Below are 14,247 nucleotides of genomic sequence, written 5' to 3' on the forward strand. Positions count from 1 at the left end.
CGAAAACAATATTAATTTTCGAATTAATTAATTCAAGCCCAGTTACAACGTCGGCATTACCGCACCTGGCTCCGCGGTGGACATGTCATGTGCGCTTGGCTATGCTGCGTGCGCGGCGCCGCGCCGCGCCGCGCCGCCGCCGGCACATCATTCGCCTCCTCTTTGTTCATGCTGTTTTCGCCACTTGCCGCCGCGTACCCGCGCGCCCGACACAGATTCCGCCGCGCGCTTGCCGCGCTGGCCTGCTGCGCATGCCTGCCGGCGGCCACGGCGCAGCAGGCAACTGCCGCCGACGCCGCCGCGGATGCCGATAGCCCGTTCGCCTTCCACGGCCAGAGCACCTACGTCTGGCAGCGCAAGCCGGCGTTCAACGCCGCCTATTCGGGCCCGAACAGCATTGGCACCGAACGCGCCAAGAGCTACTCCTTCAGCGCGACGCTCGACCTCGGGCTGAAGCTGTGGCGCGGTGCGGAATTCCACTTCAATCCGGAAGCCACGCAAGGCGTGCCGTTCTCAGGCCTGCACGGCCTGGGCGGGCTGTCCAACGGCGAACTGGGCAAGGCGGCCAGCACCAGCCCCGTCTTCTACCGCGCGCGCGCCTTCGTGCGGCAGACCTGGGGCATGGGCGGCGGCAGCGAGGCGCTGGAGGCCGACTTCAACCAGTTCGCACGCACCGTCGACCGCCAGCGCGTGGTGCTGACCGCGGGCAACTTCGGCGTGCTCGACGTGTTCGACCAGAACGAGTTCGGCTCGGACCCGCGCACGCAATTCATGAACTGGTCGTTCATGACGCATGGCGCGTTCGACTATCCGGCCGATGCGCGCGGCTATACCTGGGGCGTGTCGCTGGAATACATCGGCGACGGCTGGTCGGCGCGCATCGGGCGCTTCCTGCAGCCGCTGGAATCGAACGGGCTGGAGCTCGATACGCGCATGTTCGAGCACTACGGCGACATCATCGAGCTGGAGAAGCGCTACCAGCTCGCGGGCCGGCCCGGCGCCGCGCGGCTGCTGCTGTTCCGCAACAAGGCGCGCATGGGCGCGTTCAGCGATGCGATCCAGTTCGGCATCGCCAACAACACCACGCCGGACCTGGCCGAGGTGCGGCGCGAGCACGCCAAGACGGGCGTCGGCGTGACGCTGCTGCAGGAGGTGTCGGATTCGCTGGGAGTGTTTGCGCGCGCCAGCCTGTCGGATGACAAGACCGAGACCTATGCCTTTACCGAGATCGGCAGGCAGGTGTCAGGTGGCGGCGTGATGAAGGGGGATGCATGGGGACGTGCCCGCGATGCGCTGGGCGTGGCGGTCGCGATCAATATGCTGGGCGGCCAGCATCGCAACTATCTTGCCGCGGGCGGGCAGGGCGCCTTTCTTGGTGACGGTGCGCTGCGTTATGGCCCCGAGCAGATCCTGGAGGTCTACTACAGTTTCCAGCCGGTGAAATACCTGAGCATCAGCCCGGACTTCCAGTTCGTGCGCAATCCCGGCTACAACCGGGACCGCGGGCCGGTGAAGTTCTATGGGGTGAGGTTTCACGGGGAGTTCTGACTCCCCGTCCAGCCTTATTGCCGCGCGTTGCGCTTGTTGTCCGGCCAGGCCGTATTGAAGTTGGTCCGGAACGGATTGATATCCAGCCCCCCGCGCCGCGTGTAGCGCGCATACACCGCCAGCTTCACCGGCTTGCATTGCCGCAGCACGTCCATGAAGATCCGCTCGACGCATTGCTCATGGAACTCGTTGTGGTTGCGGAACGAGATCAGGTACTTGAGCAGCGCTTCCTGGTTGATCGGCGCGCCGACGTAGCGGATCTGCACGCTGCCCCAGTCGGGCTGCCCGGTGACCAGGCAGTTGGACTTGAGCAGGTGCGACACCAGCGTTTCTTCCACCGGCGTTTCCTCCTGGTTGGCGAACAGCAGTTCGGGCGCGGGCTCGTAGCGGTCGACCTCGATGTCGAGCCGGTCCAGCAGCAGGCCGTCGAGCTCGCCCATTTGTTGCTTGCCAAGATCTGCCTCCGTCACCAGCCGCACCTGCACCGTGCCGCCGGTGGCGTCGGACAGGTCGTGGTGCAACAGCTGCTGCAGCGCTTCCGGCGAAGCGATCCTGGTCTGGTTGAACGAGTTCAGGTACAGCTTGAACGACTTGGACTCGACGATGTTGGGCGTGTCCGACGGGATGATGAAGGTGGCCAGCGCCACCTGCGGCTTGCCCTTCAGGTTCAGCCACGACAGTTCGTACGCGTTCCAGATGTCGACGCCGAAGAACGGCACCGGCTTGCCTTCGGGCAGGCCGATCTCGGTGCGCTTGGGCTGGCGCGGGATCGGGAACAGCAGCGAGGCGTCGTATTCGGTCTTGTAGGCCGAGGGCTTGCCCAGCGGCGAGTGTTCGGGGAGGCTCATGGGGCGCTCGGAAGGAAGCGGGACAGCAATCAGGACAGGAACAGCTTGTACACCGGGTTGTCGGTTTCGTCCCAGTGTACGTAGCCCAGCGTCGAAAGGAAGGCGCGGAAGGCGCGCTTTTCGTTCTTCGGCACCTGGATGCCGACCAGGATGTTGGAGGTGTCCGCCCCCTGGTTGCGGTAGTGGAACAGGCTGATGTTCCAGTTCGGGCTCATGCTCGACAGGAACTTCATCAGCGCGCCCGGGCGCTCCGGGAACTCGAAGCGGTACAGCAGTTCGTCATGCGCCAGCGCCGAGCGGCCGCCGACCATGTAGCGGATGTGCTGCTTGGCCAGTTCGTCGTTGGACAGGTCGAGCGTGTCGAAGCCATGCTTGCGGAAGCTGGCGGCGATCTTGTCGTTCTCGGCGCGGCTGGCGATCTGCACGCCGACGAAGATATGCGCCATGCTGGTGTCGGCGATGCGGTAGTTGAACTCGGTCACGCTGCGCGTGCCGACCAGCTCGCAGAAGCGCTTGAAGCTGCCGCGCTCCTCGGGGATGGTCACGGCGAACACGCCTTCGCGCGCCTCGCCCACCTCGGCGCGCTCGGCGACAAAGCGCAGGCGGTCAAAGTTCATGTTGGCGCCGCAGGCGATCGCGACCAGGTGCTGGCCCTTGAGCTTCTCGCGCTCGGCATACGCCTTCAGGCCCGCCACCGCCAGCGCGCCGGCCGGCTCCAGGATGCTGCGGGTGTCCTGGAACACGTCCTTCACGCCTGCGCAGATGGCATCGGTGTCGACCAGGATGATGTCGTCGACCAGCTCGCGCGTGATGCGGAAGGTTTCCTTGCCGACCAGCTTGACCGCGGTGCCGTCCGAGAACAGGCCCACTTCCTTCAGCTCGATGCGCTTGCCGGCATCGACCGAGCGCTTCATCGCATCCGAGTCCACGGTTTGCACGCCGATCACCTTGATCTCCGGACGCACTGCCTTGATGTAGGCGGCGACGCCGGAGATCAGCCCGCCGCCGCCGATGGCGACGAACACCGCATGGATCGGGCCCGGGTGCTGGCGCAGGATTTCCATGGCGATGGTGCCCTGGCCCGCGATCACTTCGGGATCGTCGAACGGGTGGATGAAGGTCAGCTTGTGCTTCTTCTCCAGCTCGGCGGCGTGGTGGTAGGCATCGCTGTAGGACTCGCCGTGCAGCTCGACCTGGACCCACTGGCCGCCGCGCTCGCGCACCGCGTCGATCTTTACCTGCGGCGTGGTCACCGGCATGGCGATGATGGCCTTGCACTGCAGCCGGGCCGCGGACAGCGCCACGCCCTGGGCGTGGTTGCCGGCCGACGCCGCGACCACGCCGCGCTTGAGTTCCTCCGCCGTGAGCGAGGCCATCTTGTTGTACGCGCCGCGCAGCTTGAACGAGAACACCGGCTGGGTGTCTTCTCGCTTGAACCAGACCGAGTTGCCGGTGCGAGCCGACAGCTGGTGCGCATAGGTCAGTTCGGTTTCCTGCGCCACGTCGTAGACCTTGGCGGTCAGGATTTTCTTCAGGTAGTCGGGGCGGGCGGCGGACGAGCGGGTCATGGTGTCAGGGCAGGGGCCGCGGGGGCGGCGCAAAAAAACCGGAAATTCTGGCGGAAACCGTCAATGATAAAGGATGGCGGCGCCGCGCACCCCACCGGGGCAGCCCAACCGTCGCCCGCGGAAGTTAGCGCGGGACGGATGTGGCCGTGCCTTGAAGTGGTGGGGAAGGCACTGGCGGCGGGGCCCGGAACGATGCGCCGGGGCTGGCCCCGGACTTGCATCGGCTGACGATTGCGCTCCCGCCATGTAGGACTGCGCCCGGTGGACGCCGGTCAAAACGACGTGTTACGGTGTAACGCGATGCCTCAGCTACCGCTTATCGAACCCAATACCGCGCTGTTTCTCGACTTCGACGGCACGCTGGCCGACCTCGCGCCGCGGCCCGAACTGGTGCAGGTGGAACCTGAACTGGTCGGCACGCTGCGTACGCTCTACCAGCGGCTGGACGGCGCGCTCGCCGTCATCTCCGGCAGGCCCATCGTCGAGCTGGACCATTTCCTGCAGCCATTGCAGTTGCCGGCGGCCGGCATCCACGGGGCGGAATTCCGCACCGACGGCGGCATGGTGTCCCAGACACCCGCGCCGGCCCTCGAGCCGTTGATCCCACACCTTGAAGCGCTCGTGCACGCCTACCCGGCGTTGCGGCTGGAGCGCAAGTCCGTCGCCGTTGCCATCCACTACCGCCAGGCACCCGAGCTGGCCGGCCTCGTCGATGCCGCGGTCACTGACGTATTGCGCCACGCGGTCGGGCTGGAAGCGTTGCCCGGCAAGATGGTGGTCGAGATCAAGCCCGCCGGCGTCGACAAGGGCGATGCCATCGCCGCCTTCATGAAGTCGGCGCCGTTCTGCGACCGCACGCCGCTGTTTGCCGGCGACGACATGACCGACGAGCCCGGCTTTGCCGCCGTGCGCAAGCTCGGCGGGCTGGGCGTGCTGGTGGGCCGGCGCGAGACCGTGGCCGGCGTCTGCGTGGAAGGGCCCGCTGCGCTGCGCTGCTGGCTGCACCGCTCGGCGCGGGCGCTGGATCAATCCGCGCGCGCCGCCGGCCAGCCCGCCGCGGTGCCGCACGAGGCCGAGCCAGGCCGCGAAGGCGCACCGCGCCACAACCCCTATCCGACAGCATCCTGAGGGAGGTACTGCTGTGACCAATACGAGCAGCCCCAGCGAGCTGGGAAAGCCGCCGAGCGAAGGCGTGAACAAGACCGTGGACGGCAACTGCCGGCATGCCGAGGGCTCGCTCTCGCTGGGCATGATCGGCAACTGCGCAATCTCCGCGCTGGTGGATTGCCGCGGGCGCATCGTCTGGTCGTGCCTGCCGCGCTTTGACGGCGATCCCGTCTTCAACGCACTGCTTGACCCGAGCGAGAACGCCGGCCATTTCTCGATCGAGATCGAGGACTTCCACAGCGCCAGCCAGTGGTACGAACCCAACACCGCGGTGCTGCGCACGCGGCTGAGCGACACGCACGGCAACTGCCTTGAGATCACCGACTTCGCGCCGCGCTTCTTCCGGCTGGGCCGCTATTTCCGGCCGACCACGCTGATCCGGCGCATCCGTCCCGTGCGCGGCGCGCCGCGCGTGCGGGTGGTGGTGGCGCCGCGCTTCGAATGGGGCCGCAAGGCGCCGGAGATCTCGCGCGGCAGCAGCCACGTGCGCTACATCGGCGAATCGATGACGCTGCGCATGACTACCGATGCGCCGCTGGCCTACGTGCTGTCGCACACGCCGTTCCTGGTCACGCGCGGGCACAACTTTATCCTGGGCCCCGACGAGACCCTGGCGCATGGCGTGGAAGAGATCGCGCGCGACTTCGAGCAGGAAACCACCGCCTACTGGCGCCTGTGGAGCCGCCGGCTGGCGGTGCCGCGCGAATGGCAGGACGCGGTGATCCGTGCCGCCATCACGCTGAAGATGTCGCTGTACGAAGAGACCGGCGCCATTGTCGCGGCAATGACCACCAGCATCCCCGAGGCGCCGGGCAGCGGCCGCAACTGGGACTACCGCTTCTGCTGGCTGCGCGACGCGTTTTTCGTGGTGCGCGCGCTCAACAGCCTGTCCGAGGTCGGCACCATGGAGGACTACCTGCGCTGGCTCTCCAACGTGGTGATGCAGTCGCAGGACGGACATATCCAGCCGCTGTACGGCATCGGCCTGGAACGCGAGCTGCCCGAAAGCATGCTCGACCACCTGCCCGGCTACCGCGGCATGGGGCCGGTGCGCGTGGGCAACCAGGCGCAGGAACACTTCCAGCATGACGTCTATGGCAACGTGGTGCTGGGCGCGGCGCAGGCCTTCCATGACCACCGGCTGCTGCACCGCGGCGGCCCGGCCGAGTTCCGCCGGCTGGAAGAGGTGGGCGAGCAGGCGGTGAAAGTCTTTGGCACCCCCGACGCCGGCATGTGGGAACTGCGCACGCGTGCCCGCGTGCATACCTCGTCGGCGCTGATGAGCTGGGCTGCATGCGACCGGCTGGCCAAGGTCGCGGAAAAGCTGCAGATCACGACACGCGCGGCGTACTGGCACGACCATGCCAACCGCATGAAGGAACAGATCCTGGCCGAGGCGTGGAGCGAATCGCGCCAGGCCTTTGCCGAAAGCTTCGGCGGGCGCGAGCTCGACGCCAGCGTGCTGCTGATGGCCGAGGTCAACTTCATCGATCCGCGCGACCCGCGCTTTATCGCCACGGTGAAGGCGCTGGAGACTTCGCTGTGCGACGGGCCGTATATGCGCCGCTACGAGGCCCCCGACGATTTCGGCAAGCCCGAGACCGCGTTCAATATCTGCACCTTCTGGCGCATCGACGCGCTGGCGCGCATCGGCCGGCGCGACGAGGCGCGCGAGATCTTCGAGGCGATGCTCGCCGCGCGCAACCCGCTCGGCCTGCTCTCCGAGGACACCCATCCCGTGACCGGCGAGATGTGGGGCAATTTCCCGCAGACCTACTCGATGGTCGGGCTGATCAATGGCGCGATGCGGCTGTCGGCGCCGTGGGACACGGTGATCTGACCTCGCACCCGCGTTCCCGGCATCTCGCACGGCAAGAACAAAGGAATCCAGAAAACAACATATGCCAAGACTTGTAGCGGTATCCAACCGTGTCGCAGATCCGCGCAACGTGGCCGCCGGCGGCCTTGCCGTGGCGCTTTCCGAAGCCTTGCGCCAGACTGGCGGGATGTGGTTTGGCTGGAGCGGCAAGGCGCTGGAAGCAGCGCAGGGCGGCACCCCCGGTGAAGGCGAACTGCACCTGCAGCAGGCCGGCAACGTGACGCTGGCCACGGTGGACCTGAGCCGCGAAGACCACGACGCGTATTACCTGGGCTACAGCAATGGCGTGCTGTGGCCGGTGTTCCACTACCGGCTCGACCTCGCCGACTTCGATTCCAACTTCCTCAACGGCTACCGCCGGGTGAACCAGCTGTTCGCGCGCAAGCTGGCGCCGCTGCTCAAGCCCGACGACGTCATCTGGATCCACGACTACCACCTGATCCCGCTGGCGTCCGAGTTGCGCGCGATCGGCTGCGGCCAGAAGATCGGCTTCTTCCTGCACGTGCCGCTGCCGCCGCCGCTGATCCTGGCGGCCATCCCGCAGCATGAGTGGCTGATGCGCGCGCTGTTCGCGTACGACCTGCTCGGCTTCCAGAGCCACGCCGACGTGGAGCACTTCTCGCGCTACGTGCAGGCCGAGGCGCAGGCCGAGCCGATGGGCGAGCACCGCTACCGGGCCTTCCATCGCACGGTGCGGGCGCAGGCGTTCCCGATCGGGATCGACGTGGATGAGTTCATCACACTCGGCCGCGGCGAGGAGGCGCAGGAAACCTACGAGATGATGTGCGCCCAGTACGCGCGCCGGCGGCTGCTGCTCGGCATCGACCGGCTCGATTACTCAAAGGGACTGCCGCAGCGGCTGAAAGCGTTCTACCGGCTGCTGGCGGAATATCCCGAAAACCGCATGAGCGCCACGCTGGTGCAGATCGCCGCGCCGTCGCGCGAGTCGGTCGATGCCTATGTGGACCTGCGCAGCGCGATGGAGCAGTTGACTGGCGCGATCAATGGCGAGTTCGGCGAACTGGACTGGATGCCGGTGCGGTATATCCATCGCACTACCGCGCGCAAGCGGCTGCCTGGGCTGTGCCGCGCGAGTCGCGTGGCGTTGGTGACGCCGCTGCGGGACGGGATGAACCTGGTGGCCAAGGAATTCATTGCCGCGCAGGATCCGGAGGATCCGGGGGTGCTGGTGTTGTCGCGATTTGCCGGCGCGGCGGAGCAATTGAAGGAGGCGCTGCTGGTGAATCCCTACGATACCCGCGCGACTGCGCAGGCGATCCAGCAGGCATTGCACATGCCGCTGGCCGAGCGCCAGTCGCGGCACCAGAAGCTGCTGGAGCGGATTCGGGCGCAAGATGTGCACTGGTGGAGTAGTGAATTCTTGCGCGCGCTGGCTGAGACCGAGGGCGGTTGAGGTTTTAGCTGCCTGCCTGTTTAGGAGTGGGCTATGAGTGAGGATCTGGCATCGCAAACATGCACGCCATGTCGTGGCGGCGTCCCGCCGCTGACGCCTGATGAGGCTGAGGCGTTATTGCCGCAGGCGCCTGGATGGGATCTGGTGGATGGGGCTACTCGGTTGGAGAGGCGATTTTCATTTGCCAACTTTGCCGAGGCATTGGCGTTTGTTGATCGCGTCGGGCAGCTGGCGGAAGAGCAGGGGCATCATCCGGAGATCAGTTTTGGATGGGGGCATGCTACGGTTTCCTGGCGGACCAAGAAGATCAAGGGGTTGCATCGGAATGATTTTATTATGGCGGTGAGGAGTGGGGAGTTGGTGGGATAGGGTTCTTGCTGACAGCCCCTGACGTTGCCCGCTGCGGCCTGCATCTGGTGGATATTTGATGTGCCCTGTTCCGCCCTTTTAGGGCGGAACAGGGGGTAAACTCATTCCATATCCCCAGGCGTATCAATATCCCGAAACGCCCCCTCATCCTCCGTCAATATCCTCGTCACCGGCTTATCCTTGAGAAAGGCCCGCGCCCCTTCATCCCCATCGAGCCTCAGCAAGTCATCGCGCCAGGCAGCCCCAAAGCCGACAGGATGCCCGCGCTTCCCATCCCGCCACGGCGCAGCAATGATTTCCGGCGCGGTAATCGTCAACGCCACCGCCCGCACCAGTTCCATCGGTAGCCACGGCATATCGGCAAGCGCAACCACCCATCCCCGCGCCTCAGGCGTAGCCGCCACCGCCGCGCGCAGCGCTGCGCCCATGCCTTGCTCGGCCTCGGCCGATTCGAGCACACGGCAACCGCCGCGCCTCAGCTCTTCCGCCAGCGCCGGATTACCCGGCCGGATCACCGCAATCGAATCCGGCAACGCCGCGGCCAGCGTACGCGCACTGCGCCAGGCGACAGTGCGTCCACCAGGCAATACTTCCAGCAACTTGTTCCGTTTGCCGGCAGCATCGAAGCGCCGGCCAAAACCCGCGGCCAGCAAAATCCCGGTAGGCAGGTCGGTGCGAAGCAAGGGAGCATTGGGGGCGGCAGTCATGGCGGGCGCTCCGTTATCACGCGTCAGGTCGACGGACCAGGAGAAACATCGCAGCTGCTGCCGGTGCCGGCAGCCATCTCGCGCGCGGCCTTGGCGCCTTCCACCTGCAGGATGTCCGGCAGCGACACATGGTTCTTGGCTGCAACCACTTCCGCCAGGATCGAGATGGCGATTTCCGGCGGCGTACGGCTGCCAATGTAGATGCCAACCGGCCCATGCAGCCGCGCCAGCTGCAATTCGGTCAGATCGAATTCCTTGAGCCGCTCGCGCCGCGCCTGGTTGTTGCGGCGCGAACCCAGGGCTCCCACATAGAAGGCGCTGGTGCGCAGCGCTTCCATCAGCGCCAGGTCATCCAGCTTGGGATCGTGCGTCAGCGCAATCACCGCGCAGCGCTCGTCCAGTTTCATGTCCATCACCGTGTCGTCCGGCATGGTGCGGACCATGGTCACGCCGGGGATATCCCAGGTCTCCGTGTATTCCTCGCGCGGATCGCACACGGTGACCTGGAAGCCCAGCCCCACGGCGATCTGGCACAAGTATTTCGACAGCTGCCCCGCGCCGATTACCAGCATGCGGTAGCGCGGGCCGTGGATGGTCAGCAGCGTCCTGCCGTCGAAGACCAGCCCGTCGGTGGCACTGGCCGGTCCCAGCGTGGCCGCGCCCGTAGCCATGTCGAGCGTGCGCGCGACCAGCCGGCCGTTTTCCACGGCGTCGAGCAATTCGGCAATGCCGCTGGCCGGCTTAAGCGGCTCGGTGACCAGTTCGATGGTGCCGCCGCACGGCAGCCCGAAGCGGTGGGCTTCCTCGGCGCTGATGCCGTACTTGATGGCTTCCGGGTGGTCTGACGTAATGCCTTGCCGGCGCACGCGGTCGATGATGTCGTCTTCGATGCAGCCGCCCGAGACCGAGCCGACCACCAGGCCATCATCACGCACCGCCAGCATCGCGCCCTCGGGGCGGGGCGACGAGCCCCAGGTGCGCACTACCGTGACCAGCAGCACGCGATGGCCCTGTTGCTGCCAGTGCACGCTGTTCTTCAGGACTTCGAGATCCACGCTGTCCATGATCGTTTCCGCTTCGGTTCCTCTGTCTGTCCATTTTCGCCCGCGGCTGCGGCGGGGGCGCCCTCGGCCGCTGGCGTTTCCTGTGTGGTGTCCGGTGTAACCGCCTCGGTGAAGCGCGCAAAGAAGGTATCCGCCAGCTTGCGTGCCGCGGCGTCCACCAGCCGCGAGCCGATCTGTGCGATCTTGCCCCCCACATGGGCGTCGACGGCGTATGTCAGCACGGTCTCGTCGCCATCAGGTTCCAGCTTCACGCGGGCGGTCCCCTTGCCGAAGCCGGCCGCGCCACCCTGGCCGTCGAAGCGGATGGTGTAGCTGTCCGGAGCCTGGATTTCCTCCAGCGCCATGCGGCCCTTGAAGCGCGCCTTGACCGGGCCCACCGCGGCCGTCATGGCCACCAGGTAGGCATTGTCGCCGTCGGGCTCGATACTCTCACATCCCGGGATGCATTGCTTGAGCAGCTCCGTGTCGTTGAGCGCTTCCCATGCCACCTGCTGGGGAATCGGCAGGCGCTGGCTCTGGTTCATTTCCATGGCGGGGCTTCCTTTCTTGGTGGGTTTGGGGCGCTGGCCCGCGGGGGGCCGCCCTGGTCGGACAGCAGGGATTCGAGCGCCAGCAAGCTATCCAGGTTGTGCGCGGGGCGCAGCGCGTCGACATGCGGGAGGATCGCCTGCACGCCGCGCGCCTGCGGCGTGAATCCAGGGTAGCGCAGCAGCGGGTTGAGCCAGACGATGCGGTGCGCAAAGCGGCGCAAGCGAGCCATTTCGTCGCCGAGCAGGTCGATATGCTCGTGGTCGAGCCCGTCGGTGACCAGCAGCACCGTGGCGCGGCCGGACAGCGTGCGGCGCGCCCAGTGGCGGTTGAAGCTCGCCAGCGCGGCACCGATGCGGGTGCCGCCGGCCCAGTCGCGCACCTGGCCTGTGATCATGGCGACGGCTTCGTCTGGGTCGCGTTCGCGCAGCGAGCGGGTGATGTTGGTCAGCCGCGTGCCGAACAGGAACACCGACAGCCGCTCGCGTGACTGAATCAGCGCATGGCAGAAGTACAGCACCGCGCGCGAGTACTGGCTCATCGAGCCCGAGATGTCTAGCAGCAGCACCAACGGCGGCTTGCGCTCGGCGTGCTTGCGGAATTTCCAGCGCAGCCATTCGCCGTGCTGGCGCACCGCCAGGCGCGCGCTGGCGCGCAGGTCGGCGTGGGTGCCGCAGGTGGCGGCGCGCAGCCGGCGCGTGCGCTGCAGCGCAAGGTGGGTGCGGCGGGTGCGCACCAGATGCTGCAGGGCACGCCATTCCTGCGCGGTCAGGGTTTCGAAGTCGCGCTGCGCCAGGCGTTCCTGGTCGGAGAAGGTCAGCGGCACGTGGATGCGTTCCGCCTCGGTCTGCGCCGGGCGCGACGGCATTTCCGGCTGGCGCGCGGCCAGCGCATCGGCAAGGCGGTTGCTGCGCCTGGGCGGCGGCGCGCCCGCGTCGACACGCGGCAGCAGCAGCGCGCGCAGCTTGCCTTCCCAGTCGGGGTCGCGCCAGAACAGGTCGAAGGCGGCGTCAAAAAGTGGCCGCTGGTCGGGGCCGGATAGCACCAGTGCCGCGAGCGCGGCGCGCACGTCGTCGCGCCGGCGGATGTCGAGCAGGCGCAGCGCGGCCAGTGCATCGACCGCGTGCGCCGGCGACAGGGCAAAGCCGCCGTCGCGCAGCAGGCGCATGAAGTGGGTGACGTTGCGCGCCAGCACCGGCAGTCCTGCATGCGGACCGCCGCTGCGCGCCGCGGCGTGCAGCATGGGCACGGCTTAGCCTCCGGGCGCGGCGCCCGCCAGCAGTTCTGCCACGGTGGGGCCGTCGACGCGCGCCAGGTCGTCCTGGTACTTGAGCAGCACGCCCAGCGTGTCGCGCACCGACTGCGGGTCGAGCTCGGTCACGCCCAGCGCCGCCAGCGCGCGGCACCAGTCGATGGCCTCGGCGATGCCAGGCGCCTTGAACAGGTCGATGCCGCGCAGCCGGTGCACGAAGTCGATCGCCTGCGCCTGCAGCGCGGCGGCGGCCTCGGGCGCGCGCGCGGCGACGATCTGCAATTCACGGTCGCGGTCCGGATAGCCAACCCATTGGTACAGGCAGCGGCGCTTGAGCGCGTCGTGGACCTCGCGCGTGCGGTTGGAGGTGATCACGATCAGCGGCGGGCGCTCGGCGCGGATCACGCCGATTTCGGGGATCGAAACCTGGAATTCGGACAGCACCTCGAGCAGGAAGGCCTCGAACGGTTCGTCGGCGCGGTCGATCTCGTCGATCAGCAGCACGCGCGGCAAGCCCGGTGCGGCGGGATCGGGCAGCAGAGACTCCAGCAGCGGGCGCTTGAGCAGGTAGTCGTCGTGGTACAGCGATTGCGCCTCGGGCCGCTCGCCGCGGGCTTCGGCCAGGCGCAGCGCCATGATCTGGCGCGGGTAGTCCCATTCGTACAGCGCGCTGGCGGCGTCGAGTCCCTCATAGCACTGCAGACGCAGCAGACGCGTGCCGAGGACGCCCGCCATGGCTTGCGCCAGTGCGGTCTTGCCGACGCCGGGCTCGCCTTCGAGGAACAGCGGGCGCTGCATGCGCAGGGCGAGGTAAAGCACCGTGGCGGTTTCGCGGTCGGCGAAATATTGCTGGTGTTCGAGTCTGGCGAGGGTGTCGTCGATGGAGGTGGGGAGCATGGGGCGATCTATATTGCCGACGTGCCTCGCACGCCGGCGGTTTGCGCCTCTCTCCCACTTGTGGGAGAGAGGCGGGGGTGAGGGCGGGAGGTTCGCCCGCGACAACGCCTGATTCAAGCGCCGGCTCTCTCCCCCGACCCCTCTCCCGCGCGCGGGAGAGGGGAGACAACATGCGGTCAATGGAGAAACTCTACGCCTTCACCGCCGCCTCCACCGCCCTTGCCGCCAGCACCGGAATCAGATGCGCCCGGTACTCCGCCGACGCATGCAGGTCAGTATTCAGCGTCCCCGCATCGACCTTCACCCCACGCGCCGCCTGCGCGGTGAAGCTGGCCGACAATGCCTGTTCCAGCGGCTGGCACCGGAACACGCTGTCGGCAGCTCCGGTGACCGCCACGCGCACCGCATTCCCGGAGCGCGCCACCATCACCCCCACCAGCGCAAAGCGCGATGCCGGATTGCGGAACTTTACATATGCCGCCTGATCCGGGATCGGGAAGCGCACCGCGGTGATCAGTTCGTCCGGCTCCAGCGCGGTCTCATACAGCCCCTTGAAAAAGTCATCCGCCGCGATGCTGCGCCGGTCGGTGACCACGGTGGCGCCCAGCCCCAGCACTGCCGCGGGATAGCACGCAGCCGGATCATCGTTCGCCAGCGCGCCGCCGATGGTTCCCATCGCGCGCACCTGCCGGTCACCGATGCCGCCGGCCAGCGCCGCCAGCGCCGGGATGCGTTCGCGCACCTTGGCGTTCTCGGCCACGTCGGCATGGCGCGCAGCGGCGCCGATGACGATCTCGTTGCCGTCGACGCGGATCTCGGCCATGCCGGGAATGCGCGTTACGTCGACCAGTGTGGAAGGCGATGCCAGCCGCAGCTTCATCGCCGCCAGCAGGCTCTGGCCGCCGCCGAGGAACTTGGCGTCGGAATCGGCCTTGACCTTGGCCACCGCCGCCTTGGCATCCGCGGCGCGTTCAAAGTTGAATGCGTACATGTCGGTTTCCTTTGC

Annotated in this window: 13 protein-coding genes; 5 read left to right on the forward strand and 8 right to left on the reverse strand. The window is 67.1% G+C overall.

Features of this window, described 5'->3' with window-relative positions; genetic code table 11:
* The first annotated feature begins 168 nt into the window (after positions 1–168).
* Entirely contained in the window at positions 169–1,548 is a 1,380-nt protein-coding gene (locus AC5WJ1_RS01905; RefSeq protein ID WP_434034029.1) for a carbohydrate porin, read from the forward strand.
* A 14-nt stretch (positions 1,549–1,562) separates the two neighbouring features.
* Here AC5WJ1_RS01905 and queF read toward each other — a convergent pair whose 3' ends face one another.
* Together queF and ilvA are read right to left on the reverse strand one after the other, a co-directional pair.
* Positions 1,563–2,396 (reverse strand): NADPH-dependent 7-cyano-7-deazaguanine reductase QueF, encoded by an 834-nt coding sequence (gene queF / locus AC5WJ1_RS01910; RefSeq protein ID WP_434033199.1) that lies wholly within the window; start codon positions 2,394–2,396, stop codon positions 1,563–1,565.
* A gap of 29 nt (positions 2,397–2,425) precedes the next feature.
* Positions 2,426–3,964, reverse strand: coding sequence for a threonine ammonia-lyase, biosynthetic (ilvA, locus tag AC5WJ1_RS01915; RefSeq protein WP_135704405.1), 1,539 nt, complete (start codon positions 3,962–3,964; stop codon positions 2,426–2,428).
* A 300-nt stretch (positions 3,965–4,264) separates the two neighbouring features.
* Here ilvA and otsB point away from each other — a divergent pair, with 300 nt between their 5' ends.
* The 4 genes from otsB (at position 4,265) to AC5WJ1_RS01935 (ending at position 8,793) form a co-directional block, all read left to right on the forward strand.
* Positions 4,265–5,092, forward strand: coding sequence for a trehalose-phosphatase (gene otsB / locus AC5WJ1_RS01920; protein WP_135704407.1), 828 nt, complete (start codon positions 4,265–4,267; stop codon positions 5,090–5,092).
* 13 nt (positions 5,093–5,105) lie between these two features.
* Positions 5,106–6,971 carry a glycoside hydrolase family 15 protein gene (locus AC5WJ1_RS01925; protein WP_135704409.1) on the forward strand — a complete coding sequence of 622 codons (1,866 nt, stop codon included), beginning with the start codon at positions 5,106–5,108 and terminating at the stop codon, positions 6,969–6,971.
* A gap of 61 nt (positions 6,972–7,032) precedes the next feature.
* Positions 7,033–8,424, forward strand: coding sequence for an alpha,alpha-trehalose-phosphate synthase (UDP-forming) (gene otsA / locus AC5WJ1_RS01930; RefSeq protein ID WP_135704411.1), 1,392 nt, complete (start codon positions 7,033–7,035; stop codon positions 8,422–8,424).
* A gap of 33 nt (positions 8,425–8,457) precedes the next feature.
* Positions 8,458–8,793, forward strand: a complete 336-nt coding sequence (locus AC5WJ1_RS01935; RefSeq protein ID WP_084254411.1) for a 4a-hydroxytetrahydrobiopterin dehydratase — start codon at positions 8,458–8,460, stop codon at positions 8,791–8,793.
* 101 nt (positions 8,794–8,894) lie between these two features.
* On the opposite strand, the gene AC5WJ1_RS01940 is transcribed toward AC5WJ1_RS01935, so the two are convergent.
* The 6 genes from AC5WJ1_RS01940 to AC5WJ1_RS01965 all read right to left on the reverse strand — a co-directional run bounded on the left by AC5WJ1_RS01940 (position 8,895) and on the right by AC5WJ1_RS01965 (position 14,232).
* Entirely contained in the window at positions 8,895–9,500 is a 606-nt protein-coding gene (locus AC5WJ1_RS01940; protein WP_133093684.1) for a nucleotidyltransferase family protein, read from the reverse strand.
* A 23-nt stretch (positions 9,501–9,523) separates the two neighbouring features.
* A complete protein-coding gene (locus AC5WJ1_RS01945; protein ID WP_494476343.1) occupies positions 9,524–10,564 on the reverse strand; it encodes an XdhC family protein in 1,041 nt (346 codons plus the stop codon).
* On the reverse strand, positions 10,537–11,094 hold the full coding sequence (locus tag AC5WJ1_RS01950) for an SRPBCC family protein (RefSeq protein ID WP_133093686.1): 558 nt from the start codon (positions 11,092–11,094) through the stop codon (positions 10,537–10,539). Before AC5WJ1_RS01950 ends, AC5WJ1_RS01945 begins: the two co-directional genes overlap by 28 nt.
* Entirely contained in the window at positions 11,085–12,335 is a 1,251-nt protein-coding gene (locus AC5WJ1_RS01955) for a vWA domain-containing protein (protein WP_494476522.1), read from the reverse strand. Before AC5WJ1_RS01955 ends, AC5WJ1_RS01950 begins: the two co-directional genes overlap by 10 nt.
* Positions 12,336–12,344: 9 nt before the next feature.
* The gene (locus AC5WJ1_RS01960) at positions 12,345–13,241 is read right to left on the reverse strand and encodes an AAA family ATPase (protein WP_133093687.1); all 897 of its coding nucleotides are present in this window, start codon (positions 13,239–13,241) and stop codon (positions 12,345–12,347) included.
* 190 nt (positions 13,242–13,431) lie between these two features.
* Positions 13,432–14,232 carry an FAD binding domain-containing protein gene (locus AC5WJ1_RS01965; RefSeq protein WP_434033197.1) on the reverse strand — a complete coding sequence of 267 codons (801 nt, stop codon included), beginning with the start codon at positions 14,230–14,232 and terminating at the stop codon, positions 13,432–13,434.
* Between the last annotated feature and the right edge of the window lie 15 nt (positions 14,233–14,247).

The organism is Cupriavidus sp. MEYA8, from assembly GCF_059278825.1.

Bases quoted from the DNA above. Each gene is read 5' to 3' on its own strand.
- AC5WJ1_RS01945 (WP_494476343.1), bottom strand. From the start codon at position 10,564: ATGGACAGCGTGGATCTCGAAGTCCTGAAGAACAGCGTGCACTGGCAG.
- otsB (WP_135704407.1), top strand. From the start codon at position 4,265: ATGCCTCAGCTACCGCTTATCGAACCCAATACCGCGCTGTTTCTCGAC.
- AC5WJ1_RS01965 (WP_434033197.1), bottom strand. From the start codon at position 14,232: ATGTACGCATTCAACTTTGAACGCGCCGCGGATGCCAAGGCGGCGGTG.
- AC5WJ1_RS01955 (WP_494476522.1), bottom strand. From the start codon at position 12,335: ATGCTGCACGCCGCGGCGCGCAGCGGCGGTCCGCATGCAGGACTGCCG.
- AC5WJ1_RS01935 (WP_084254411.1), top strand. From the start codon at position 8,458: ATGAGTGAGGATCTGGCATCGCAAACATGCACGCCATGTCGTGGCGGC.
- otsA (WP_135704411.1), top strand. From the start codon at position 7,033: ATGCCAAGACTTGTAGCGGTATCCAACCGTGTCGCAGATCCGCGCAAC.
- AC5WJ1_RS01905 (WP_434034029.1), top strand. From the start codon at position 169: ATGCTGTTTTCGCCACTTGCCGCCGCGTACCCGCGCGCCCGACACAGA.
- AC5WJ1_RS01950 (WP_133093686.1), bottom strand. From the start codon at position 11,094: ATGGAAATGAACCAGAGCCAGCGCCTGCCGATTCCCCAGCAGGTGGCA.
- AC5WJ1_RS01940 (WP_133093684.1), bottom strand. From the start codon at position 9,500: ATGACTGCCGCCCCCAATGCTCCCTTGCTTCGCACCGACCTGCCTACC.
- AC5WJ1_RS01960 (WP_133093687.1), bottom strand. From the start codon at position 13,241: ATGCTCCCCACCTCCATCGACGACACCCTCGCCAGACTCGAACACCAG.
- queF (WP_434033199.1), bottom strand. From the start codon at position 2,396: ATGAGCCTCCCCGAACACTCGCCGCTGGGCAAGCCCTCGGCCTACAAG.
- ilvA (WP_135704405.1), bottom strand. From the start codon at position 3,964: ATGACCCGCTCGTCCGCCGCCCGCCCCGACTACCTGAAGAAAATCCTG.